General features: G+C 63.5%; 22 protein-coding genes. 15 read left to right on the top strand and 7 right to left on the bottom strand.

What is annotated here, in order from left to right; translation table 11 throughout:
* Window positions 1–52 precede the first annotated feature (52 nt).
* From V7787_RS03370 to ydcS, 7 genes are all read right to left on the bottom strand, one after another.
* Window positions 53–385 (bottom strand): type II toxin-antitoxin system HicB family antitoxin, encoded by a 333-nt coding sequence (locus V7787_RS03370; protein WP_003252175.1) that lies wholly within the window; start codon window positions 383–385, stop codon window positions 53–55.
* Window positions 382–636, bottom strand: a complete 255-nt coding sequence (locus tag V7787_RS03365) for a type II toxin-antitoxin system HicA family toxin (RefSeq protein WP_104887122.1) — start codon at window positions 634–636, stop codon at window positions 382–384. Before V7787_RS03365 ends, V7787_RS03370 begins: the two co-directional genes overlap by 4 nt.
* A gap of 128 nt (window positions 637–764) precedes the next feature.
* Window positions 765–2,189: a gamma-aminobutyraldehyde dehydrogenase gene (locus V7787_RS03360; RefSeq protein ID WP_064490847.1), complete on the bottom strand. Its 1,425-nt coding sequence runs from the start codon at window positions 2,187–2,189 to the stop codon at window positions 765–767.
* Window positions 2,190–2,206: 17 nt separating this feature from the next.
* The gene (locus V7787_RS03355; RefSeq protein WP_003252179.1) at window positions 2,207–3,013 is read right to left on the bottom strand and encodes an ABC transporter permease; all 807 of its coding nucleotides are present in this window, start codon (window positions 3,011–3,013) and stop codon (window positions 2,207–2,209) included.
* Window positions 3,003–3,914 (bottom strand): ABC transporter permease, encoded by a 912-nt coding sequence (locus tag V7787_RS03350; RefSeq protein WP_003252181.1) that lies wholly within the window; start codon window positions 3,912–3,914, stop codon window positions 3,003–3,005. The genes V7787_RS03355 and V7787_RS03350 overlap by 11 nt, the downstream gene beginning before the upstream one ends.
* A 1-nt stretch (window position 3,915) precedes the next feature.
* Window positions 3,916–4,947 carry an ABC transporter ATP-binding protein gene (locus V7787_RS03345; protein ID WP_064490848.1) on the bottom strand — a complete coding sequence of 344 codons (1,032 nt, stop codon included), beginning with the start codon at window positions 4,945–4,947 and terminating at the stop codon, window positions 3,916–3,918.
* A gap of 148 nt (window positions 4,948–5,095) precedes the next feature.
* Window positions 5,096–6,247, bottom strand: coding sequence for a putative ABC transporter substrate-binding protein YdcS (ydcS, locus tag V7787_RS03340; protein WP_274144948.1), 1,152 nt, complete (start codon window positions 6,245–6,247; stop codon window positions 5,096–5,098).
* Between the two features lie 216 nt (window positions 6,248–6,463).
* Here ydcS and V7787_RS03335 point away from each other — a divergent pair, with 216 nt between their 5' ends.
* The 15 genes from V7787_RS03335 (at window position 6,464) to V7787_RS03265 (ending at window position 22,655) form a co-directional block, all read left to right on the top strand.
* A complete protein-coding gene (locus tag V7787_RS03335) occupies window positions 6,464–7,144 on the top strand; it encodes a tellurite resistance TerB family protein (RefSeq protein ID WP_010952580.1) in 681 nt (226 codons plus the stop codon).
* A gap of 170 nt (window positions 7,145–7,314) precedes the next feature.
* Complete coding sequence (locus V7787_RS03330) at window positions 7,315–8,937, top strand: methyl-accepting chemotaxis protein (protein ID WP_336085648.1); 1,623 nt, start codon at window positions 7,315–7,317, stop codon at window positions 8,935–8,937.
* Window positions 8,938–8,942: 5 nt separating this feature from the next.
* The gene (locus tag V7787_RS03325) at window positions 8,943–9,449 is read left to right on the top strand and encodes a chemotaxis protein CheW (RefSeq protein WP_010952582.1); all 507 of its coding nucleotides are present in this window, start codon (window positions 8,943–8,945) and stop codon (window positions 9,447–9,449) included.
* On the top strand, window positions 9,446–10,720 hold the full coding sequence (locus V7787_RS03320; RefSeq protein ID WP_104887124.1) for a CheR family methyltransferase: 1,275 nt from the start codon (window positions 9,446–9,448) through the stop codon (window positions 10,718–10,720). The genes V7787_RS03325 and V7787_RS03320 overlap by 4 nt, the downstream gene beginning before the upstream one ends.
* A complete protein-coding gene (locus V7787_RS03315; protein ID WP_064491443.1) occupies window positions 10,717–11,382 on the top strand; it encodes a chemotaxis protein CheW in 666 nt (221 codons plus the stop codon). Before V7787_RS03320 ends, V7787_RS03315 begins: the two co-directional genes overlap by 4 nt.
* Complete coding sequence (locus V7787_RS03310; protein WP_198747634.1) at window positions 11,379–13,667, top strand: hybrid sensor histidine kinase/response regulator; 2,289 nt, start codon at window positions 11,379–11,381, stop codon at window positions 13,665–13,667. The genes V7787_RS03315 and V7787_RS03310 overlap by 4 nt, the downstream gene beginning before the upstream one ends.
* The gene (wspF, locus tag V7787_RS03305; protein ID WP_010952586.1) at window positions 13,664–14,677 is read left to right on the top strand and encodes a Wsp signal transduction system protein-glutamate methylesterase WspF; all 1,014 of its coding nucleotides are present in this window, start codon (window positions 13,664–13,666) and stop codon (window positions 14,675–14,677) included. The genes V7787_RS03310 and wspF overlap by 4 nt, the downstream gene beginning before the upstream one ends.
* Window positions 14,678–14,728: 51 nt before the next feature.
* Window positions 14,729–15,733 carry a Wsp signal transduction system regulator diguanylate cyclase WspR gene (gene wspR, locus V7787_RS03300; protein ID WP_029615556.1) on the top strand — a complete coding sequence of 335 codons (1,005 nt, stop codon included), beginning with the start codon at window positions 14,729–14,731 and terminating at the stop codon, window positions 15,731–15,733.
* A 136-nt stretch (window positions 15,734–15,869) separates the two neighbouring features.
* A protein-coding gene (gene prfB, locus V7787_RS03295) for a peptide chain release factor 2 (protein WP_061405587.1) occupies window positions 15,870–16,965 on the top strand; the annotation gives its coding sequence in 2 pieces (ribosomal slippage) (window positions 15,870–15,941 and window positions 15,943–16,965; 1,095 coding nt in all).
* Window positions 16,966–17,058: 93 nt separating this feature from the next.
* Window positions 17,059–18,561, top strand: a complete 1,503-nt coding sequence (gene lysS / locus V7787_RS03290) for a lysine--tRNA ligase (protein ID WP_010952588.1) — start codon at window positions 17,059–17,061, stop codon at window positions 18,559–18,561.
* A gap of 179 nt (window positions 18,562–18,740) precedes the next feature.
* Window positions 18,741–19,445: a TetR/AcrR family transcriptional regulator gene (locus V7787_RS03285; RefSeq protein ID WP_019437363.1), complete on the top strand. Its 705-nt coding sequence runs from the start codon at window positions 18,741–18,743 to the stop codon at window positions 19,443–19,445.
* A gap of 30 nt (window positions 19,446–19,475) precedes the next feature.
* Window positions 19,476–20,024 carry a hypothetical protein gene (locus V7787_RS03280; RefSeq protein ID WP_064491441.1) on the top strand — a complete coding sequence of 183 codons (549 nt, stop codon included), beginning with the start codon at window positions 19,476–19,478 and terminating at the stop codon, window positions 20,022–20,024.
* 135 nt (window positions 20,025–20,159) lie between these two features.
* Window positions 20,160–21,437, top strand: coding sequence for a flavohemoglobin expression-modulating QEGLA motif protein (locus tag V7787_RS03275; RefSeq protein ID WP_003252215.1), 1,278 nt, complete (start codon window positions 20,160–20,162; stop codon window positions 21,435–21,437).
* Window positions 21,409–22,332 (top strand): alpha/beta hydrolase, encoded by a 924-nt coding sequence (locus V7787_RS03270; RefSeq protein ID WP_020190166.1) that lies wholly within the window; start codon window positions 21,409–21,411, stop codon window positions 22,330–22,332. Before V7787_RS03275 ends, V7787_RS03270 begins: the two co-directional genes overlap by 29 nt.
* Window positions 22,329–22,655 (top strand): hypothetical protein, encoded by a 327-nt coding sequence (locus tag V7787_RS03265; RefSeq protein WP_003252219.1) that lies wholly within the window; start codon window positions 22,329–22,331, stop codon window positions 22,653–22,655. Before V7787_RS03270 ends, V7787_RS03265 begins: the two co-directional genes overlap by 4 nt.
* Window positions 22,656–22,719 lie beyond the last annotated feature (64 nt).

Below are 22,719 nucleotides of genomic sequence, written 5' to 3'. Positions count from 1 at the left end.
CCCTTGCAGGAGTGGCCGTGTTTCGCGAAAGGGCCGCAAAGCGGCCCAGGGTTCAGCTATAGGCAGCCTTGCTGAGAATATCGCTTACCCATTGGTTGATGCTTTTTTCGGCCAGCTCCGCCTTGGCCGCCACACTGGCGTGAAGGGTAGGCTCAAGGCGTAGGCTGAGCTTGCCGGAATACGTTTTCTGCGGTTCCCGCCCAAGGCGTTCGCAAGTCTCAAGATAATCGTCAACGGCTTCTTCAAATGCCTGGCGCAACTCACTGATCGATTCGCCATGAAAACCTATCACGTCGCGAATACCGGCGACATGGCCGATCAACAACTGGTCTTCGTCGCTGTATTCGATACGAGCGGCGTATCCGCGGTAAGTCATTACATTCATGGTAATACTCCTGCCTGCTCAATGAACTGGCGGGCGTCTCTTGGTTGATTGGGCTTGGCGTGCCTGTCCGGATGAGGGCGGTGGAAGGTTGCCACTGCTCCATTGAGTTCAAAGCGAACCCGTGATCCTCTTCCTTCTATGACCCTGGCACCCAGCGATACCAGCAGAGACTCCACCCGCGCCCACTCCAGTGTTCTGGGAACCGGCCTTTTAAGTAATGCTTCAAGTGTGGCTTGCTGATGATTATTCATGGTATCAGATTATGATACCAGTCAAGAGAGCTCAATGAACGTGCAGTAGGAGGGAGTAGATCACGGTTGAAGGAAAATTCTGAGACGTTGGCCGAGGGGCATTCAAGCCCCTCGGTCAACGCGAGCACTTAGTGCTTGATCATCACATGCCGCACACAGGTGTAGTCCTCCAGCCCATACATCGACATGTCCTTGCCATACCCCGAATGCTTCTGCCCGCCATGGGGCATTTCGCTGACCAGCATGAAGTGGGTATTCACCCAGGTGCAGCCATACTGCAAGCGCGCCGCCAGGCGGTGGGCGCGGCCGGTGTCGCGGGTCCATACCGATGAGGCCAGGCCGTAGTTGGAGTCGTTGGCCCATTCCAGTGCCTGCGCTTCATCGGTGAAGCGGGTGACCGAAACCACCGGGCCAAAAACTTCGTTGCGCACGATCTCGTCGTCCTGCAGGGCGTCGGCCAGCACGGTAGGCTCGAAGAAAAAGCCATCGCCCGCTATTGGCTTGCCACCGGTTACCAGACGAATGTGCGGCTGGGCGATGGCCCGCTGAACCAACCCGGCGACCTTGTCGCGGTGCTGGGCGCTGATCAGTGGCCCCAGCTCGGTTTCTTCGGATTCCTGCAGGCCCGGCTTGAGGCTGGCTACGGCTTTACCCAGGCGTTCGACGAAGCGCTCGTAGATCCCGTCCTGCACATACAGGCGGCAGGCTGCGGTGCAGTCCTGGCCAGCGTTGTAGAAGCCGAAGGTGCGGATGCCGTCGATGGCGGCATCGATGTCAGCGTCATCGAACACCAGCACCGGCGCCTTGCCGCCCAGCTCCATGTGCATGCGTTTCACGCTGTCGGCGGTGGCGCTGATGATGTGCGCGCCGGTGGGGATCGAGCCGGTCAGCGACACCATGCGCACCTTGGGGTGGGTTATCAACGGGTTGCCGACCGTCTGGCCGCGGCCGAAGAGAATGTTCAGCACCCCGGGTGGTAGCAGGTCCTGGGCCAGTTCGCCCAGGCGCAGGGCCGTCAGCGGCGTCAGCTCGGACGGCTTTATCACCACGGTGTTGCCGGCAGCCAGGGCCGGTGCGATCTTCCAGGCCAGCATCATCAGCGGGTAGTTCCACGGCGCGATGGAAGCCACCACGCCCAACGGGTCGCGGCGGATCATCGAGGTGTGGCCCGGCAGGTACTCGCCAGCCGCCGAGCCGCCCAGGCAGCGCGCAGCACCGGCAAAGTAACGGAACACATCGGCAATCGCCGGGATCTCGTCGTTGAGTGCAGCGCTCAGGGGCTTGCCGCAGTTCTGTGATTCCAGCCGGGCCAGTTCATCGCCATGGGCTTCGATGGCATCGGCCAGCGCCAGCAAAGCCTGCGAACGTTCTTTAGGGCTGGTTTGCGACCAGCTGTCGAAGGCCTGGTCGGCAGCGCGCACGGCACTGTCCACCTGCGCCTCGGTGGCTTCGTTGATCTGCGCCAGGGCAATGCCCAGCGCCGGGTTGAGCACGGTCCAGGCCGGGCCTTGGCCAGCGACCAGCTGGCCATTGATCAGCATCTGCGTTTGCATCGGGGGCTCCTCCAGGGTCATTTGCCACCGCCCGCGACGCTGTCGCCGCCACGGGTCAGGTAATAGGCGCCAAGAATCGGCAGCATGGTCACCAGCATCACCAGCATGGCGACAACGTTGGTCACGGGCACGTCGCGCGGGCGGCTGAGCTGGTTGAGCAGCCAGATCGGCAGGGTGCGCTCGTGGCCGGCGGTGAACGTGGTGACGATGATTTCATCGAACGACAAGGCAAAGGCCAGCATGCCGCCCGCCAGCAGCGCCGAGCCGAGGTTGGGCAGGACGATGTAGCGGAAGGTCTGCCAACCGTCGGCGCCAAGGTCCATCGAGGCTTCGATCAGGCTTTGCGAGGTACGCCGCAGGCGGGCGATCACATTGTTGTAGACGATCACCACGCAGAACGTGGCGTGGCCGACTACGATGGTGAACACCCCGGGCTCTATCCCCAGCGTCTTGAACGCCGAGAGCAGGGCGATGCCGGTGATGATGCCTGGCAGGGCGATGGGCAGGATCAGCACCAGCGAAATGCTCTCCTTGCCGAAGAAGCTGCGCCGATAGAGCGCCGCCGAGGCCAGCGTACCGAGCACCAGTGCGATCAAGGTGGCCAGGCAAGCCACCTGCAGCGACAGCTTGATTGCCTCGAGCACATCGGGCCGGGCGAAGGCCACGTCGATCCACTTCAGGGTAAAGCCCTTGGGCGGAAAGCTGAACGCCGCGTCTTCGGTGTTGAAGGCGTACAGGAAGATGATCAGGATCGGGAAGTGCAGGAACAGCAACCCGCCCCAGGCCGCCAGGCGCAGCCCTGCAGACGCTTTTTCAGAGTGCATCGAAAGCCCCCAGGCGTTTGACGATGGCCAGGTATACCGCGATCAGCACGATGGGCACCAAGGTGAACGCGGCGGCCATCGGCATGTTGCCGATCGCCCCTTGCTGGGCATAGACCATGCTGCCGATGAAGTAGCCGGGCGGGCCGACCAGCTGCGGCACGATGAAGTCGCCCAGGGTGAGCGAGAAGGTGAAGATCGAGCCGGCGGCGATGCCGGGGATCGACAGCGGCAGGATCACCTGCACGAAGGTTTGCCCTGGCCGGGCGCCCAGGTCCGCCGACGCCTGCAGCAGCGACGGTGGCAAGCGCTCCAGCGAGGCCTGGATCGGCAGGATCATGAACGGCAGCCAGATATACACGAACACCAGGAAGCGCCCCAGGTGCGAAGTCGACAGCGTGCTGCCGCCCACGCCCGGCACGGCCAGCACCGCCTGCAGCAGGCCATCCAGGTGCAACTGCTGGACGAACCACTGGGCCACGCCGCCCTTGGCCAGCAGCAGGGTCCAGGCATAGGTCTTGACGATGTAGCTGGCCCACATCGGCATCATCACCGCGATGTAGAAAAACGCCTTGGTCTTGCCGCTGGTGTAGCGCGCCATGTAATAGGCGATGGGGAAGGCCAGTACCGCGCTGGCCAGCGACACTGCCACCGCCATGCCCAGGGTGCGCAGGATGATGTCGAAGTTCGACGGGTTGAACAGCGCGGCGAAGTTGCCCAGGGTCAGGTCCGGGGTCACCGCCATGGTGAAGTCGTCGAAGGTATAGAAGCCCTGCCACAGCAGGTTCAGCAGCGAGCCCAGGTAAATCGCGCCGAACCAGGTCAGTGGCGGGATCAACAGCAGTGCCAGGTACAGGTTGGGGCGCCGGTACAGCAGGTTGGACAGGGCGCGCAGTGTGCTCATGTCAGCGGCCCTCGGTTTCCTGCAGCACCGTCATGGCCTCGCGGGGCCAGTGCGCCTGCAGGCGTTGCCCGGGCTGCCAGGCCTGCACCTGCTTCTGCCAGCGGTCATTGGCCTGGCTTACTGCCAGCAGTTGACCGTTGTCCAGCTGCAGTTCGTAGCGGGTGGCGCTGCCTTGGTACTGGACATCGTGCAGCACGCCGCTGACCTGTACCTCATGGCTGGTCACTACCGGGTCGCCCAGGCGAATGTGCTCGGGACGGATGGAGAAGGGCGCCGGGCTGCCGTTGAGCTGCATGGCCAGCTCGCCCCGCACCACGTTGGACGTGCCGACGAATTCAGCGACGAAGGTTGTGCTGGGCTTCATGTACAGGTTGCGCGGGGTGTCGACCTGTTCGATACGGCCGCGGTTGAACACCGCGACCCGGTCAGACATCGACAGTGCTTCGGTCTGGTCGTGGGTGACGAAGATGAAGGTGATGCCCAGTTGGCGTTGCAGCTTTTTCAGCTCGCCTTGCATCTGTTCGCGCAATTTCAGGTCCAGCGCGCCCAGTGGCTCATCCAGCAGCAGCACCCGCGGCCGGTTGACCAACGCCCGGGCCAGGGCCACGCGCTGACGCTGGCCGCCAGACAGCTGTGCCGGCTTGCGCGCGCCATAGCCGGCCAGGGCTACCATGGCCAGGGCTTCTTCGGCGCGGCTGTGGCGTTCGGCCTTGCCCACGCCTTTTACTTTCAGGCCATAGGCGATGTTGTCCAGCACGTTCATGTGCGGGAACAGCGCATAGTCCTGGAACACGGTGTTGACGTCACGTTGGTAGGGCGGCAGGCCAGCGGCCTCGACCCCTTGGATGCGGATCGAACCGCTGGAGGGTTGCTCGAAGCCTGCGATCAGGCGCAGGCAGGTGGTCTTGCCCGAGCCGGAAGGGCCGAGCATGGAAAAGAACTCGCCATCGATGATGTCGATGCTGACCTGGTCGACGGCCTTGACCTCGCCGAAGGTGCGGGAAACCTGGGTGAACTGGACGGCTAGGGGCATGCGTGGACTCCGGACAACAAGGGTTCTCCTGTGCCGGCCTCTTCGCGGGTGAACCCGCTCCTACAGGGCGCGCCACCCTTGCAGGCGGTGAAGAACCTGGGGGAGCGGGCTTGCCCGGGAAAAGGCCGGTACAGGCATTCAGGCAACCTCAGCGACCACCCATGATCGCAATGTAGTCCTGGGTCCAGCGGCTGTAAGGCACGAACTTGCCCCCTTGGGCCTGCGGTGTTTTCCAGAAGGCAATCTTGTCGAAGTTGTCGAAGCCGTTGGTCTTGCAGCCCTCGGCCCCCAGCAGCTCGCTGCCGGTGCACGCCGCCGGCACAGCCGGCAACGAGCCGAACCAGGCCGCCACATCGCCTTGCACCTTAGGTTGCAACGACCAGTCCATCCACTTGTAGGCGCAATTGGGGTGCTTGGCCTCGGCGTGCAGCATGGTGGTGTCGGCCCAGCCGGTCGCGCCCTCCTTGGGGATGGTCGAGGCCACTGGCTGGTTCTCGGCCTTGAGGCCATTGACCATGTAGCCCCAGGAGCTGGAGGCAACCACGCCTTCGTTTTTCACGTCGCTCATCTGGACCGTGGCGTCATGCCAATAGCGGTGGATCAGCGGTTGCTGCTGGCGCAGCAGTTCCAGCACAGCCTTGTATTGTGCCTCGTTCAGTTCGTACGGGTCCTTGATGCCCAGTTCGGGCCTGGCCGACTTCAGGTACAGCGCTGCATCGGCGATGTAGATCGGCCCGTCATAGGCTTGCACGCGGCCCTTGTTCGGCTTGCCGTCGGGCAGGTTCTGCGGCTCGAACACCACGCTCCAGCTGGTGGGCGCCTGCTTGAAGGTGTCGGTGTTGTACAGCAGCACGTTTGGCCCCCACTGGTACGGCGTGCCGTACACCTGCTTGTCGACCACATACCAGCTACCGTTCTGCAGGCGCGGGTCGATGCTCTTCCAGTTGGGGATCAAGGCGGTGTTGATCGGCTGTACGCGCTTGCCTGCAATCAGCCGCAGCGATGCATCGCCCGAGGCGGTGACCAGGTCATAGCCGCCCTTGGTCATCAGACTGACCATCTCGTCCGAGGTGGCGGCCGTTTTCACGCTGACCTTGCAGCCGGTTTCCTTTTCGAAACCGGTCACCCAGTCGTAGGCCTTGTCGCTTTCACCGCGTTCGATGTAGCCGGGCCAGGCGACGATGTCCAGGCGCCCCTCGCCGGCCCCCAGGGCCTTGGGCGCTTCGGCGGCCTGCAGGCTGGCGCCGGCCAGCATGGCGCAGGTGGTGGCGCCGAGCAATGCGGTCTTGTGCACTGACATGGTGTTCCCTCTTCTTGGCGATCTTGTTCGGGCAGTCATGAGGCAAGCAGTGAAACAATCGTTATAAGCGTAGTGCGTGAGTGCGAGGTATTGGCGATATCGAGTCTAGTTGGCTTTTTGCCCGCTAACGCAACATCCTGAAGCAAATCCCTGCATGGCGTGTGCTCCGTCAAGCCTTACTCTGGCGTTTGAATCTTCTTACGTGGAGACACGCGAATGAACACCCGTGGCTTGCTCGATCAACTCCTCAAATCCGGCCAGCAACTGCTCGAAAAGCAGGGGGGCGCCACCAAGCCTGGCAGCCCTTCGGGCGGGTTGGGCGGGTTGTTGTCCGGGGCAGGGGGCGGCCTGCTGGGTGGGGGCGCTCTGGGCCTGTTGCTGGGTAGCAAGAAGGCCCGCAAATACGGTGGCAAGGCCCTGACATACGGCGGCCTCGCCGCGCTGGGGGTACTGGCCTATAAAGCTTACGGCAACTGGCAGGCAAACCAGCGGGGGGCCGCAGCCGAGCCTCAAACCATCGACCGCCTGCCGCCGGCCCAGGCCGAGCAGCACAGCCAGGCGGTACTGCGCGCCCTGGTGGCGGCGGCCAAGTCCGATGGGCATATTGACGAGCGCGAGCGGGCGTTGATCGAGGGCGAATTCACGCGCCTGGACAGCGATCGCGAATTGCAGCACTGGCTGCATGCCGAGCTGAACAAGCCGCTGGACCCGGCCGAAGTGGCCCGCGCTGCGCAAACGCCGGAGATGGCTGCCGAGATGTACCTGGCCAGCGTGATGATGGTCGATCAGGAAAACTTCATGGAGCGTGCCTACCTGGACGAGCTGGCCCGCCAGCTGCGGCTGGACCCGGGCTTGCGCCAGGAACTGGAAAGCCAGGTGCGGTTGGCTGCAGCGTAGTGGCGGTGCTTGCCACGGCCTATTGAGCGCCTGTGAGATCGAGCGCCGCCCGCGCAGCGCTCGGTCCCCCAGGCGCAAAATTCCTGACGACAATCACATCAATACCGTAAGACCTCTGGGCTATACTTCGGCGATTTTTCCCGCTCGTTGTGAATTCCTGAGGGCTGAATGTGAAGAACTGGACCTTGCGCCAACGGATCCTGGCAAGTTTCGCCGTGATCATCGCCATCATGCTGCTGATGATCGTGGCCGCCTACTCGCGGTTGGTGACTATCGAAACCGCCGAAGAGGCGGTGGGGACCGACAGCATTCCCGGCGTCTACTACAGCTCGATGATCCGCAGCGCCTGGGTCGACAGCTACGTCACCAGCCAGCAACTGGTGGGCCTGTCCAACCATCGTGAAATCACATCGGCCGACCTGGAACTGTTCAGAAGCTTCGATAACCGGCTGAAGCAATACATGGCCAGCTACCAGGCCACCATCCAGGACAAAGACGACCAAACCCGATTTGACAGCTTCGTGCAACTGGAAGAAAGCTACCTCAAGATCGTCAACCAAGTGCTGGATGCCTACGGTCAGCGCAACTACGACGAGGCCCAACGGCTGATCAACGAAGTCCTCACCCCGGCCTGGAAGGATGGGCGCGAGCACCTGAATGAAGTGATCGAGAATAATCGTGCCTCTGCCAATGCCGCCACCGACGATATCGTCAACGCGGTCAACACGGCCAAGGGCAGCATGGTGGTCTCACTGTTGCTGGCAATCGTTGCTGCCGGCATCTGCGGCCTGCTGCTGCTGCGTGCTATCACAGCGCCCGTGCAGCGTATCGTGCATGCCCTCGACAAGCTGCGTTCCGGTGACCTGAGCATGCGCCTGAGCCTGGATCGCAAGGACGAATTCGGTGCCATCGAAAGCGGCTTCAACGAAATGGCCGAGGCACTGGCCAACCTGGTGGCCCAGGCCCAACGCTCGTCGGTGCAGGTGACCACTTCGGTCACCGAAATTGCCGCCACCTCCAAGCAGCAGCAGGCCACCGCCACCGAGACGGCCGCCACTACCACTGAAATCGGCGCCACCTCGCGGGAAATCGCCGCGACTTCGCGGGACCTGGTGCGCACCATGACCGAAGTGACGACGGCTGCTGATCAGGCATCCAGTCTGGCAGGCTCCGGGCAGCAGGGCCTGGCACGCATGGAAGAGACCATGCACCAGGTGATGGGCGCTGCCGACCTGGTCAATGCCAAGCTCGGTATCCTCAACGAGAAAGCCAGCAACATCACCCAGATGGTGGTAACCATCGTCAAGGTTGCCGACCAGACCAATCTGCTGTCGCTCAACGCCGCCATCGAAGCGGAAAAGGCCGGTGAATATGGCCGCGGCTTTGCCGTGGTCGCTACCGAAGTGCGCCGCCTGGCCGACCAGACCGCCGTGGCCACCTACGACATCGAGCAAATGGTGCGCGAGATCCAGTCGGCAGTGTCGGCCGGTGTCATGGGGATGGACAAGTTCTCCGAAGAAGTGCGCCGCGGCATGTTCGAGGTGCAGCAGGTGGGCGAGCAACTGAGCCAGATCATTCACCAGGTGCAGGCCTTGGCGCCGCGCGTATTGATGGTCAACGAAGGTATGCAGGCCCAGGCCACCGGTGCCGAGCAGATCAACCAGGCGCTGGCCCAGCTCAGCGATGCCAGCACCCAGACTGTCGAGTCGCTGCGCCAGGCCAGCTATGCCATCGACGAGCTGAGCCAGGTGGCCGCGGGCCTGCGTGGCGGCGTGTCGCGCTTCAAAGTCTGACCGCGATGAACGACTTGCAACTGCGCACCGCGCGGGCGGCGAACACCGAGGGGGCGTTGTACCTGCAGTTTCGCATCAGAGCGCAGCGTTTTGCCCTGAGCGTGCACGAGGTGATCGAAGTGCTGCCGCGTCAGCCGCTCAAGCCGATCGCCCAGGCACCTGCCTGGGTCGCGGGCATCCTCGCCCATCGTGGCCAGCTGGTTCCGGTCATCGACCTTGCCGCCTTGAGCTTTGGCCAGCCGGCGGTGCAACGCACCAGCACCCGCCTGGTGCTGGTGCACTACCGAGGCGGCCTGCAGCTTGGCCTGATCCTGGAGCAGGCCACCGAAACCCTGCGTTGCCAACCGGACGAGTTCCAGCCCTATGGGGTGGACACAGGCGATGCGCCGTATCTGGGCCCGGTGCGCCAGGATGCCCAAGGCCTGCTGCAGCGCATCGAAGTCAATGACCTGCTGCCCGACACCGTGCACGCATTGCTGTACACGCAAGACCCGACAGGGATGCCTACATGAACGAACAGCGTTTCTTCCGCTTCTTGCGCGAGCGTATTGGCCTGGACGTGGAGTCGGTGGGCGCGCCCATGGTCGAACGCGCGCTGCGCCAACGTTGCGTGGCTGCGGGCGCGATGGACCTGGACGATTACTGGCTGCGCCTGCAGCAGTCGGCAGATGAGCAACAGGCGCTGATCGAAGCGGTGATCGTCCCGGAAACCTGGTTTTTCCGTTACCCCGAATCCTTCACTGCGCTGGCCAGCCTGGCCCATAAACGGCTGGCTCAACTGGCTGGCGCGCGCCCGCTGCGATTGCTCAGCCTGCCGTGCTCTACCGGCGAGGAGCCCTATTCGCTGGCCATGGCCTTGTTTGACGCCGGCATGGCGCCTGGGGCATTCCTTGTCGATGGAATGGACATCAGCCCAAGTTCAGTAGCCAAGGCCGGGCAGGCGGTATATGGGCGCAATGCGTTCCGGGGTAGCGAACTGGGCTTTCGCGAGCGCTACTTCGATGCTCTGGACGAAGGCCACCGCCTGCATGAGCGGGTACGCCAGCAAGTCAGCCTGCGGGTGGGCAATGTGCTTGACCCGGCGCTGGCCAGCCGCGACGGCCTGTATGACTTCGTGTTCTGTCGCAACCTGTTGATCTATTTCGACGTACCGACCCAACAGCGTGTATTCGAAGTGCTCAAGCGCTTGCTGCATCCGCAGGGTGTGCTGTTTATCGGCCCGGCCGAAGGCAGCTTGCTGGCACGCATGGGCATGCGTCCATTGGGGATCGCCCAGTCGTTTGCCTATGTGCGTCATGAAGGCGACAGCGCCTCCTTGGCGGCGGCACCCGCCCAACCTGCCAAGCGGGCGTTCACGACGTTGCCCGCACCGGTTTATCCGCAGCCCAGTGTGCCGTTGCCTCGTTCGCTGCGTGTGCTGCCGGTGGCGGCCAGGCCAGCGCCAGCCCGCGAGCACAGCCACGAGGGGGCCAGCGAGTTGCTGGCCGGCATTGCCCGGCTGGCCAATGCCGGCGCCAGCGAGCAGGCCCGTAGCGAATGCCAGCGCTACCTGAGCCAGTACCCGCCGTCGGCACAGGTGTACTACTGGCTGGGTTTGCTCAGTGATACCGAAGGCGATGCGCAGCAGGCGCTGAGCCACTATCGCAAGGCCCTGTATCTGGAACCACAGCACCCCGAGGCGCTGGTGCACCTGGCCGCCTTGCTGGCGGCCCAGGGTGACCTGGCCGGCGCTCGGCGCCTTCAGGAGCGCGCGGCGCGGGCTGGCCGGGAGTCTGAACGATGAACAGTGAATCCGCGATGCAATTGCTCGCCGAGGATGACGCGCACATCGACGACTGCTGGAACCGCATTGGCGTGCGCGGCGACAAGCAGTGCCCACTGCTGGAGCGGCATGTTCATTGCCGTAATTGCGAGGTGTATGCCGCTGCGGCCACGCGTTTGCTCGACCGCTATGCGCTGGTGCAGGAGCACCAGGCTGCAGCGGTGCAGCCGGACGCGGAAAACACCGGTCGCTCGATGCTGCTGTTCCGTCTGGGCGAAGAGTGGCTGGCGCTGGCTACCGCCTGCCTGGCCGAAATCGCCCCGTTGCAGGCGGTGCATTCATTGCCGCACCAGCGCTCGCGGCTGCTGCACGGGGTTGCCAATGTACGCGGTGCGTTGGTGCCGTGCCTGTCACTGGCTGATTTGCTGGGCGTGCAGGCAAGCTCCACCGAGCAACGCAGCGCACGGGCGATGCCACGTATGCTGATTCTGGCCGCCGAAGGCGGGCCGGTGGTGATGGCTGTCGAGGAAATCGACGGTATTCACCGGCTCGACCCGCAGTTGCTGGGCAGTGGCCGGGACGCCACACGCTTCACCGCCGCAGTCCTGCAGTGGCGCGGCCGCAGCGTGCGGGTTCTGGACGATCAACACTTACTGTCTGCCGTGCAGCGGAGCCTGTCATGACCCCAGAGCAAATGCGCGACGCATCGTTGCTCGAACTGTTCAGCCTGGAGGCCGAGGCGCAGACCCAAGTGCTCAATGCCGGCCTGATGGCACTGGAGCGCAACCCTACCCAGGCCGACCAGCTCGAGGCCTGCATGCGCGCTGCCCACTCGCTCAAGGGGGCTGCGCGCATTGTCGGGGTGGATGCTGGCGTCAGTGTCGCCCACGTGATGGAAGACTGCCTGGTGGCGGCCCAGGAAGGCCGACTGCGGCTGACCGCCGAGCATATTGACGCGCTGTTGCAAGGTACCGACCTGCTGATGCGTATTGCCACACCCGGCGATGCCGGGGCGCAGGCGACCTTGCCGGTGTTTCTTGCGCAAATGGCCAGCCTGCTCGACCCGGGCGCCTCTGCCATGCCTGTCGTGCCACCGGCGGCATCCGTGCCGCCGCTGGCAACCCTGCCGCCTGCCCCCATGGTAATGCCAGCCGAACCACCGGAACCAGAGCCCGAACCCGCCCTGCGGCGCAAGGCTGGCAAGCGCGCTGGCGAAGGTACCGAGCGGGTACTGCGTGTCACCGCCGACCGCCTCAATAGCCTGCTTGACCTGTCCAGCAAGTCGCTGGTGGAAACCCAGCGGCTCAAGCCATATCTGGCTACCCTGCAGCGCCTCAAGCGCATGCACGGCCAGGGTATGCAGGCGCTTGACGGCTTGCGCATGCAGCTGGAAGACACGGGGCAGGGCAACGAGGTGCTCGAAGCCTTGGCACAGACCCAGCGCCTGCTGGCAGAGACCCAGCAGATTCTGCAGCAGCAGGCGGCCGACCTGGATGAGTTCGGCTGGCAGGCCAGCCAGCGTGCGCAGTTGTTGTATGACACTGCCCTGGCCTGCCGGATGCGGCCGTTTGCCGACGTGCTGACCGGGCAAAGCCGCATGGTCCGCGACCTGGGCCGTTCGCTGGGCAAACCGGTGCGGCTGGTGGTGGAAGGGGAGAAGACCCAGGTCGACCGCGATGTGCTGGAAAAGCTCGAAGCACCGCTGACCCACCTGTTGCGCAATGCCGTCGACCACGGCATCGAATTGCCCGAGCGGCGCCTGCTGGCGGGCAAGCCGGACGAGGGTGTGATCCGCCTGCGGGCTTCGCACCAGGCGGGCATGCTCAGCCTGGAGCTGATCGACGATGGCGCCGGTATCGACCTGGAGCGCCTGCGCAGCAGCATCGTCGAGCGCGCCCTGTCGCCCGCTGACACGGTGGCGCGGATGAGTGAGGCGGAGCTGCTGACGTTCCTGTTCCTGCCCGGTTTCAGCCTGCGTGACAAGGTTACCGAAGTGTCCGGGCGCGGCGTGGGGCTGGATGCGGTGCAGCACTTGATCCGCGAGCTGCGCGGCTCGATCGAGTTGACCCAGGTGGCAGGGCAGGGCTGTCGCTTCCATCTTCAGGTGCCGCTGACCCTGTCGGTCGTTCGCAGCCTGGTGGTCGAGGTGGGCGGTGAGGCTTACGCCTTCCCGCTGGCCCATATCGAACGCACGCTGGAAGTGACCGCCGAACAGATCGTGCAGATCGAGGGGCGCCAGCATTTCTGGCACGAAGGCCGGCATATTGGCCTGGTGGCGGCCAGCCAATTGCTCAATCGCCCGGCTGGGCAAAGCGATGAAGCCAGCCTGCGGGTAGTGGTGATTCGTGAGCGCGAGCAGCTGTATGGCGTGGCCGTGGAGCGGCTGGTGGGGGAGCGGGTGCTGGTCGTGATGCCACTCGACCCACGCCTGGGGAAGGTGCAGGACATTTCCTCCGGCGCCTTGCTCGATGATGGCTCGGTGGTCCTGATCGTCGATGTCGAAGACTTGCTACGCTCGTTGGAAAAACTGCTCAGCACGGGCAGCCTGGAGCGCATCGAGCGCGGCAGCAGCGGAGCCCGTGGCGTAGTCCGCAAACGCATCCTGGTGGTCGACGACTCGCTGACCGTACGCGAGCTGCAGCGCAAGCTGCTGGGCAACCGTGGCTACGACGTGGCGGTGGCGGTGGACGGCATGGACGGCTGGAACGCCCTGCGCAGTGAGGACTTCGACCTGTTGATCACCGACATCGACATGCCGCGCATGGACGGTATCGAGCTGGTTACCCTGGTGCGTCGCGACCAGCGCCTGCAGTCATTGCCGGTGATGGTGGTGTCCTATAAAGACCGTGAGGAAGACCGACGGCGTGGCCTGGACGCTGGCGCCGACTACTATTTGGCAAAGGCCAGTTTCCACGACGATGCGTTGCTGGATGCTGTTGTGGAACTGATCGGAGGTGCTCAGGGATGAAGATCGCCATCGTCAATGACATGCCCCTGGCCGTCGAAGCGTTGCGCCGGGCGGTCGCCCTGGAGCCCGCACACCAGGTCGTGTGGGTGGCCAGTAACGGTGCCGAGGCGGTGCAGCGCTGCACCGAGCAGTTACCGGACCTGATCCTCATGGACCTGATCATGCCGGTGATGGACGGTGTCGAGGCAACCCGGCGGATCATGGCCGAAACCCCGTGCGCCATTGTCATCGTCACGGTCGACCGTAAACAGAACGTCCACCGGGTATTCGAGGCCATGGGCCATGGCGCCCTCGATGTGGTCGACACCCCTGCGTTGGGCGCTGGCGATGCCCGCGAAGCGGCGGCGCCCTTGCTGCGCAAGATCCTCAATATCGGCTGGCTGGTCGGCCAGCAGCGTGCACCTGCCGCAAGGTCGGTGGCGGCACCGCTGCGCGAGGCTTCCCAGCGCCGCGGGTTGGTGGCAATCGGGTCTTCGGCAGGTGGCCCTGCAGCACTCGAAGTATTGCTCAAGGGCTTGCCGGCAGCGTTTCCGGCGGCCATCGTGCTGGTCCAGCATGTGGACCAGGTGTTTGCCGCAGGCATGGCCGAATGGCTCAGCAGCGCAGCAGGCCTGCCGGTGCGCCTGGCCCGTGAAGGCGAACCGCCGCAGCCAGGGCAGGTACTCCTGGCCGGTACCAACCACCACATTCGCCTGCTACAGAATGGCCAACTGGCCTACACTGCGGAACCTGTGAATGAAATCTACCGGCCCTCGATCGATGTGTTCTTCGAGAGCGTGGCACGTTACTGGAATGGTGATGCAGTGGGCGTGCTGCTCACCGGCATGGGCCGCGACGGTGCCCAGGGCCTGAAGCTGATGCGTCAGCAGGGCTTTCTGACCATTGCCCAGGACCAGGCCAGCAGCGCGGTGTACGGCATGCCCAAGGCTGCTGCGGCTATTGATGCCGCCGTGGAAATCCGCCCGCTGGAACGCATTGCCGGGCGCTTGACTGAATTTTTCGCAAAATGACGAAATGTATTGAATCACGCCGCCAGGCCGGTAGTGATCGGGTGAACAATGATGAATGATTTACCGATCGAAGGTTTCGCGACCACCAACGAAAACTCGGCGATGGTGCTGCTGGTCGACGATCAGGCCATGATCGGCGAAGCGGTGCGGCGTGGCTTGGCCAATGAAGACAACATCGACTTCCACTTCTGTGCCGACCCGCACCAGGCGGTGGCCCAGGCCATGCGCATCAAGCCCACGGTCATTCTTCAAGACCTGATCATGCCTGGCCTGGACGGCTTGACCCTGGTGCGCGAGTACCGCAACAACCCGGTGACCCAGGACATCCCGATCATTGTCCTGTCGACCAAGGAAGACCCGCTGGTAAAGAGTGCGGCATTTGCCGCCGGGGCCAACGATTACCTGGTCAAGCTGCCTGACACCATCGAACTGGTGGCCCGCATCCGCTACCACTCGCGTTCCTACCTGACCCTGCTGCAGCGCGACGAGGCCTACCGTGCCCTGCGCGTCAGCCAGCAGCAGCTGCTTGATTCCAATCTGATGTTGCAGCGGCTGATGAACTCCGATGGCCTGACCGGGCTGTCCAACCGCCGGCACTTCGACGAATACCTGGAGCTGGAATGGCGCCGGGCGATGCGTGAACAGCAGCAGTTGTCGTTGCTGATGATCGACGTGGATTACTTCAAAGTCTACAACGACAGCTTTGGCCATCTGGCCGGTGACGAGGCCTTGCGCCAGGTCGCCGAAGCCATCCGTAGCTCGTGCTCGCGGCCGACCGACCTGCCGGCGCGCTATGGCGGCGAAGAGTTTGCCCTGGTGCTGCCCAACACCTCGCCAGGCGGGGCGCGGCTGGTGGCCGAAAAACTGCGCCAGACCGTGCTGGGCCTTGGCATCCCCCATACTGCGCCGACGGCTGATACGTTCTTGACCGTGAGCATCGGCCTGGCCACCCAGACTCCGGCTATCGGCAGCCATTGCCGGCAGCTGATTTCGGCGGCCGATAAAGGTCTTTACCTGGCCAAGAACGGTGGGCGTAACCAAGTCGGCATCGCCTGAGCTCCTGGAGACGCGCGGCCTGTGTGGGAGCGCAGGTTGCCCTATCGACATACGACCGCCCGGCGGGTCTGCCGCCATGCTGCGGACTCGGTTATACTCGCGGGCTTTTCACCGAATTCGCACGAGTAGCCCGCCCATGGAAATCCAACCGATCCTGAACACCATCAAGGACCTCACCGAGCGTTCCCAGTCAATTCGGGGGTATCTTTGACTACGATCACAAGCATGACCGCCTGATCGAAGTCAACCGCGAGCTGGAAGACCCCAACGTCTGGAACAAGCCTGAGTACGCCCAGGCTCTGGGCCGCGAGCGTGCCATGCTGGCCCAGGTCGTCGAGACCCTGGACAAGCTGTCCAACGGCCTGGGTGACTGCCAGGACCTGCTCGACATGGCCGTCGAAGAAAATGACGAAGGCGCCGTCGGCGACGTCGTGACCGAGCTGGAAAGCCTGGAAGAAAACCTGGCCCAGCTTGAGTTCCGTCGCATGTTCAGCGGCGAGATGGACATGAACAACGCCTACCTGGACATCCAGGCCGGTTCCGGTGGTACCGAAGCGCAGGACTGGGCCAACATCCTGCTGCGCATGTACCTGCGCTGGGCCGACAAGCGTGGTTTCGATGCCACCATCATCGAGCTTTCCGAAGGTGAAGTGGCCGGTATCAAAGGTGCAACCGTGCACATCAAGGGCGAATACGCCTTCGGCTGGCTGCGCACCGAAATCGGCGTGCACCGCCTGGTGCGCAAGAGCCCGTTCGACTCCGGTGCCCGTCGCCACACGTCGTTCTCGGCGGTGTTCGTATCGCCCGAGATCGACGACAAGGTCGAAATCGAGATCAACCCGTCCGACCTGCGCATCGACACCTACCGCTCCTCCGGTGCCGGTGGTCAGCACGTGAACACCACCGACTCGGCGGTCCGTATCACCCACGTACCGACCAATACCGTGGTGGCTTGCCAGAACGAACGCTCCCAGCACGCCAACAAGGACACCGCCATGAAAATGCTGCGGGCCAAGTTGTACGAACTGGAAATGCAGAAGCGCAATGCCGCCTCGCAGGCGCTGGAAGACAGCAAGTCGGACATCGGCTGGGGCCACCAGATCCGCTCTTACGTACTGGATGACTCGCGTATCAAGGACTTGCGTACCGGCGTCGAGCGTAGCGACTGCCAGAAGGTCCTCGATGGCGACCTTGACCAGTACCTGGAAGCGAGCCTCAAGCAGGGCCTGTAATTCGCACCCCCATGCCGCGCTACCTGGCCAGCCGCCGGTAGCGCGTGCCCTGCCCGGAACGGGCAACGAATACCTGATGGAAAGAATGACGACATGAGCGACCTCAAGACCGAATCGCAAGACCTGCAACAGGAAGAAAACGCCCTGATCGCCCTGCGCAAGGAAAAACTTGCCGCCGAGCGTGCCAAGGGCAATGCCTTCCCCAACGACTTCCGTCGCGACAGCTACTGCAACGACCTGCAGAAGCAATACGCGGACAAGACCAAGGAAGAGCTGGAAGCAGCCGCGATCCCAGTCAAGGTCGCCGGCCGCATCATGCTCAACCGTGGTTCGTTCATGGTTATCCAGGACATGACTGGCCGTATTCAGGTCTACGTCAACCGCAAGACCCTGCCGGAAGAAACCCTGGCCGCGGTCAAGACCTGGGACCTGGGCGACATCATCAGCGCCGAAGGCACCCTGGCCCGTTCCGGCAAGGGCGACCTGTACGTCGAAATGACCAACGTGCGCCTGCTGACCAAGTCGCTGCGCCCGCTGCCTGACAAGCACCACGGCCTGACCGACACCGAGCAGCGCTACCGCCAGCGGTACGTCGACCTGATGGTCAACGAAGAAACCCGCCACACCTTCCGTGTGCGTTCGCAGGTGATCTCGCACATCCGCAAGTTCCTCATCGAGCGTGACTTCCTCGAAGTCGAGACGCCGATGCTGCAGACCATCCCGGGCGGCGCCGCTGCCAAGCCGTTCGAAACCCACCACAATGCCCTGGACATGGCCATGTTCCTGCGTATCGCGCCGGAGCTGTACCTCAAGCGTCTGGTGGTTGGTGGTTTTGAGAAAGTGTTCGAGATCAACCGCAACTTCCGTAACGAAGGCGTTTCGACTCGTCACAACCCTGAATTCACCATGCTCGAGTTCTACCAGGCCTACGCCGACTACCGCGACAACATGGACCTCACCGAGGAACTGTTCCGCGAGCTGGCGCAACTGGTATTGGGCTCCACTGACGTACCGTACGGCGACAAGGTCTTCCACTTCGGCGAGCCGTTCGTACGCCTGTCGGTGTTCGACTCGATCCTCAAGTACAACCCGGAGCTGACCGCCGCCGACCTGCAGGACGTCGACCGCGCCCGCGAGATTGCCAGGAAGGCCGGCGCCAAGGTGCTGGGCCATGAAGGCCTGGGCAAGCTGCAGGTGATGATTTTCGAAGAGCTGGTCGAGCACAAGCTGGAGCAGCCGCACTTCATTACCGAGTACCCGTTCGAAGTGTCGCCGCTGGCCCGTCGCAACGACGACAACCCGGCCGTTACCGACCGTTTCGAGCTGTTCATCGGTGGCCGCGAAATCGCCAACGCCTACTCCGAGCTCAACGATGCCGAAGATCAGGCCGAGCGCTTCCTGGCCCAGGTGGCCGAGAAGGACGCGGGTGACGATGAAGCCATGCACTATGACGCCGACTTCGTTCGTGCGCTGGAGTACGGCATGCCGCCGACCGCCGGTGAAGGCATCGGCATCGACCGCCTGGTGATGCTGTTGACCAACTCGCCGTCGATCCGCGACGTCATCCTGTTCCCGCACATGCGTCCGCAGGCCTGAGTGAGCTGAACGAGCCGCCTTTCGAGGCGGCTTTTTCTTGCCTGAAGCTTTATGTTGTCAGTACCGGCCTCTTCGCGGGTAAACCCGCTCCTACAAAGGCCTTGTAGGAGCGGGTTTACCCGCGAATGGGCCAGCACTGACGAAACACTGCCCATGAGGTATCCCCCGTGACACCCGCCATGCCTGACCAAGGCGCCGCCGGCATCGCCACCGCCGTCGCCGAAAGCGTGCAATACCAAGGCCGCAAGACTGCCCGCCAAGGCAGCGAACAGCGTCGCCAGTTGATTCTCGATGCCGCCATGCGCATTGTCGTACGCGACGGCGTGCGCGGTGTGCGCCACCGGGCAGTGGCCGCCGAGGCCGGCGTGCCATTGTCGGCCACCACCTACTACTTCAAGGACATCGAGGACCTGCTCACCGATACCTTTGCCCAGTACGTCGAGCGCAGTGCGGCCTACATGGCCAAGCTGTGGGCCAATACCGAGGTGGTGTTGCGCCAGTTGCTGGCACAGGGCGATGGCAGCCCGCAGGCACGGGCGCGGCTGGCTGACGACGTGGCGCGCATGACCGCCGATTACGTTCAGCGGCAACTGCTGAACCGCCGTGACTTCCTGATGGCCGAGCAGGCTTTCCGCCAGGAAGCATTGCTGTGCCCGCGACTGGCTGAGCTGGTGTGCGCTCATGAGCAGATCCTGCTGCACGGCACCCGGCAATTGCTGCAGGTCGTGGGTTCGCGGCAGCCGGAGCAGGATGCACAGATGTTGACGGCGATTATCGAGCAGTTGGAATATCAAGGCCTGCTCAAGCAAGCGAATGCGCAAGCCGATGGGCAGATGCTCGCTATGCTTACCCGATACCTGCAGCTGGTGCTGGCATCGGCCTGAGCCGAGAACGACCTTTTCAAGGAGAACCTGATGAAAGCCTGGCGTGTGGTGTTGTTGACTTTGTCATTCCTGCTGCTGGGCGGTTGTCTGGTGACCTTCCATGAGCCCTTGCCCAGCAACCAGGCAGCGCCCAAGGCCCTGCTCGGCAAGTGGAGCAGCAAGGACGCCTGGGGGGAGCCGTTGAAACTGGTGATCAGCCGTAGCGGTGGCGACGCCTACAAGGCGGTGGCCACGGCCAAGGGCAAGGCCCCTGAAGAATACGTGTTCACCGTGTCACGCCACGGCAACCGCTGGTACTTGTCGGCTGGCGTGCCCAAGCGCCTGGGCGGCAATTTCCTGATTGGCGGCTTCGATATCGTCGATGGCAAGGAACTGGTGGTCTACAACCTGGATGTTGAGCAGGTACAGCAGGCGGTGGGCAAGAAGGAACTGAGCGGTCGTAGTACCGAAGTGCCGGAGGACAACGGCGACGGCGTGCTGATCGACAGCCCGGCGGCGCGGGTGCTGGCCTACCTGGACGACCCGGCCAACTCCGACCTGTTCGTCGAAGTGGCGCGGTTCCAGCGCTCGGGCAAATGACCGTGTTGGCGTCTTCGCGGGCTTGCCCGCTCCCACAGGTATTTCACAGGTATCTGATCCTGTGGTGTCCCTGTGGGAGCGGACAAGCCCGCGAAGAGGCCGGTACAGGTTTCGTGTACTAGAAAGGAGTCCCTGGTGGACGAATACCAGCAAACCATCCGCGCCCTGTCCGACCGCATCGTCGCGGCACAGACGCCTATCCGGGTCCTGGACGCGGTGAAGTGGGACGACAACATCCGCCAGGGCTTTCTCAAGGCCAAGGGCAAGGAGCCACCGGCGGTTGATCGCGCCTACTACCAATCGCGCCCGCTGTCGTTCGACTCCAGCGCGGTCAAGGCCGAGTTCCAGGGCATCGAGCGCGACATCATTCGCCAGTTGGGCCAGTTCAACCCGGTCGGGCAGATCATGAAGCGCATGTGCCGCGAATACCGCATGGTGGTGCGCATGCTCGAAGCGCGCGGTACCGAGGACTTCGGCCTGATCTCCCAGGAGCTGTACGGCGCCGCCTCGGATGCCTTCCACGCCGGTGACCCGACCCTGGCCGACCTTGGCCTGATGCTGTCGGACTACCTGAACAACATCGATGGCCGTGGTGACCTCAAGGATGAGCCAAAGAATCTCACCGCCAAGGAGGCGGTGGAGATCCTCCAGCACCGGCTGAACAACGTGTTCGGCGAGGCCGAAGGGACCATTCGCGTGTTCGAGTCCGACGGTATCGTCGCCGACGCCGCAGCCGGTGCCGACTACATCAAGGTGCGTGCCGATGCCATGTTCAACGCCCGCGATGTGCGCGCCCTGGAGGTGCACGAAGGGTTGGTGCACGTCGGTACCACGCTCAATGGCCTGAACCAGCCGATCTGCACCTTCCTGGCCAAAGGCCCGCCCTCGTCGACGGTAACCCAGGAGGGCCTGGCGATTCTCATGGAGGTGATCGCCTTTGCCTCCTACCCCAGCCGCCTGCGCAAGCTCACCAACCGCACCCGTGCCATCCACATGGTCGAGGAGGGTGCAGACTTCATGCAGGTCTACGGTTTCTTCCGCGAGCAGGGCTTCGAGATGGCGCAGAGCTACAGCAACGCCAGCCGGGTGTTCCGCGGCTCGGTGCCCAACGGCCTGCCATTCACCAAGGACTTGTCCTACCTCAAGGGCTTCATCATGGTTTACAACTACATTCAGTTGGCCGTGAAGAAGGGCAAACTGGAACAGATCCCGTTGCTGTTCTGCGGCAAGACCACCCTGGAAGACATGCGCACCCTGCGCCAACTGGTCGAGGAAGGGTTGGTCGAGCCGCCCAAGTACCTGCCTGAACAGTTCCGCGACCTGAGTGCGCTGTCGGCCTGGATGTGCTTCTCCAACTTCCTCAACCACCTGAGCCTGGATCGCATTGAAGCCGACTACGCGAACATTCTCTGAGCACTGCCGCCTGCTCGTCCTCGGCCTGGTCCTGCTGAGCCTTGGCGGCTGCAGCAGCCTGTTGTTCTACCCCGAGCGTGGTCAGGCCTTCACCCCTGAGCGTGCCAAGCTGGAATACCGCGATGTCACGCTGACCACTGCTGATGGCATCCGCCTTCACGGTTGGTGGCTGCCAGCCAAGGCCGGGGTCGAGGTCAAGGGCACGGTGCTGCACCTGCACGGCAACGGCGGTAACCTGCCAGGGCACCTGGGGGGGAGCTACTGGCTGCCGGAGCAGGGCTACCAGGTGTTGATGATCGATTACCGCGGCTATGGCTTGTCTCAGGGCCAGCCGAGCCTGCCGGAGGTGTACCAGGACATTGCTGCAGCCATGGCCTGGCTGCAGCAGGCGCCCGAGGTCAAGGGCAAGCCGCTGGTACTGCTGGGGCAGAGCCTGGGCGGTGCCATGGCCATTCATTACCTGGCGGCCCACCCCGAGCAGCGTCAGCGCTTCAGCGCCCTGGTGTTCGATGGTGTGCCGGCCAGTTACCGCGCGGTGGGGCGCTTTGCGCTCAGCACCTCCTGGATGACCTGGCCATTGCAGGTTCCGCTGTCGTGGCTGGTGCCGGACGGCGACAGCGCGATCCGCTCGATCGAGCGATTGAGCAGCCCGCCCAAGTTGTTTTTCCACAGCATTGACGACAACCTGGTGCCGATGGACAACGGCATCCGCCTGTATCAGCACGCGCCACCACCGCGGGTGCTGCAACTGACCCGAGGGGGGCACGTGCAGACCTTCGCCGACCCTACCTGGCGCCAGGTGATGCTGCGGTTCCTCGATGACCCCAGCCACTTCAACGGCCTGCGGCGGCTTGCCGAAGTGCCCAATTTCCCTGACGAGAAGAACAAGCAATGAGTGAAGAACGCAACGCCATCCCGCTGATCCTGACCGGCGTCGGCAGCATCATCGTGACGGTAGGGGCTTTGTGGTATTACGGTTACCTGCATTTCGCCAAGCCCGAAGATGCCCTGCTGCTGCAGGACTTCACCATGCTCAAGACCATCCCCGGCGAGGACTACAAGGTATCGCTGGACCCGGCACCGCAAGTGGCCCAGTGCGTCGACGGCGTGCTGGTGCTGTTCGACACCCAGCAGAAAGGCCTGACCGGCGTGCTGGTGGACAACCGCAAGCGCGCGGTGCGCTGCATGGGCGAAGAAACACCGCAGCAGGTGCAGTGAGCCATTATCCTTGCTGCCTGAACTCGCCTCTTCGCGGGCACGCCCGCTCCCACAGGGTCGCGCA

This window comes from Pseudomonas sp. CGJS7 (assembly GCF_036961695.1).
Note: the sequence above shows the minus strand (reverse complement) of the source record. Positions and strands in the feature narration are given on the sequence as shown.

Excerpts from the sequence above, each read along its gene's own strand:
- V7787_RS03365 (WP_104887122.1), bottom strand. The coding sequence starts at position 636 with ATGAATAATCATCAGCAAGCCACACTTGAAGCATTACTTAAAAGGCCG.
- V7787_RS03320 (WP_104887124.1), top strand. The coding sequence starts at position 9,446 with ATGAACGAACAGCGTTTCTTCCGCTTCTTGCGCGAGCGTATTGGCCTG.
- V7787_RS03360 (WP_064490847.1), bottom strand. The coding sequence starts at position 2,189 with ATGCAAACGCAGATGCTGATCAATGGCCAGCTGGTCGCTGGCCAAGGC.
- V7787_RS03315 (WP_064491443.1), top strand. The coding sequence starts at position 10,717 with ATGAACAGTGAATCCGCGATGCAATTGCTCGCCGAGGATGACGCGCAC.
- V7787_RS03350 (WP_003252181.1), bottom strand. The coding sequence starts at position 3,914 with ATGAGCACACTGCGCGCCCTGTCCAACCTGCTGTACCGGCGCCCCAAC.
- ydcS (WP_274144948.1), bottom strand. The coding sequence starts at position 6,247 with ATGTCAGTGCACAAGACCGCATTGCTCGGCGCCACCACCTGCGCCATG.
- V7787_RS03265 (WP_003252219.1), top strand. The coding sequence starts at position 22,329 with ATGAGTGAAGAACGCAACGCCATCCCGCTGATCCTGACCGGCGTCGGC.
- V7787_RS03310 (WP_198747634.1), top strand. The coding sequence starts at position 11,379 with ATGACCCCAGAGCAAATGCGCGACGCATCGTTGCTCGAACTGTTCAGC.
- lysS (WP_010952588.1), top strand. The coding sequence starts at position 17,059 with ATGAGCGACCTCAAGACCGAATCGCAAGACCTGCAACAGGAAGAAAAC.
- V7787_RS03355 (WP_003252179.1), bottom strand. The coding sequence starts at position 3,013 with ATGCACTCTGAAAAAGCGTCTGCAGGGCTGCGCCTGGCGGCCTGGGGC.
- V7787_RS03285 (WP_019437363.1), top strand. The coding sequence starts at position 18,741 with ATGCCTGACCAAGGCGCCGCCGGCATCGCCACCGCCGTCGCCGAAAGC.
- V7787_RS03280 (WP_064491441.1), top strand. The coding sequence starts at position 19,476 with ATGAAAGCCTGGCGTGTGGTGTTGTTGACTTTGTCATTCCTGCTGCTG.
- V7787_RS03325 (WP_010952582.1), top strand. The coding sequence starts at position 8,943 with ATGAACGACTTGCAACTGCGCACCGCGCGGGCGGCGAACACCGAGGGG.
- wspF (WP_010952586.1), top strand. The coding sequence starts at position 13,664 with ATGAAGATCGCCATCGTCAATGACATGCCCCTGGCCGTCGAAGCGTTG.
- wspR (WP_029615556.1), top strand. The coding sequence starts at position 14,729 with ATGAATGATTTACCGATCGAAGGTTTCGCGACCACCAACGAAAACTCG.
- V7787_RS03345 (WP_064490848.1), bottom strand. The coding sequence starts at position 4,947 with ATGCCCCTAGCCGTCCAGTTCACCCAGGTTTCCCGCACCTTCGGCGAG.
- V7787_RS03370 (WP_003252175.1), bottom strand. The coding sequence starts at position 385 with ATGAATGTAATGACTTACCGCGGATACGCCGCTCGTATCGAATACAGC.
- V7787_RS03335 (WP_010952580.1), top strand. The coding sequence starts at position 6,464 with ATGAACACCCGTGGCTTGCTCGATCAACTCCTCAAATCCGGCCAGCAA.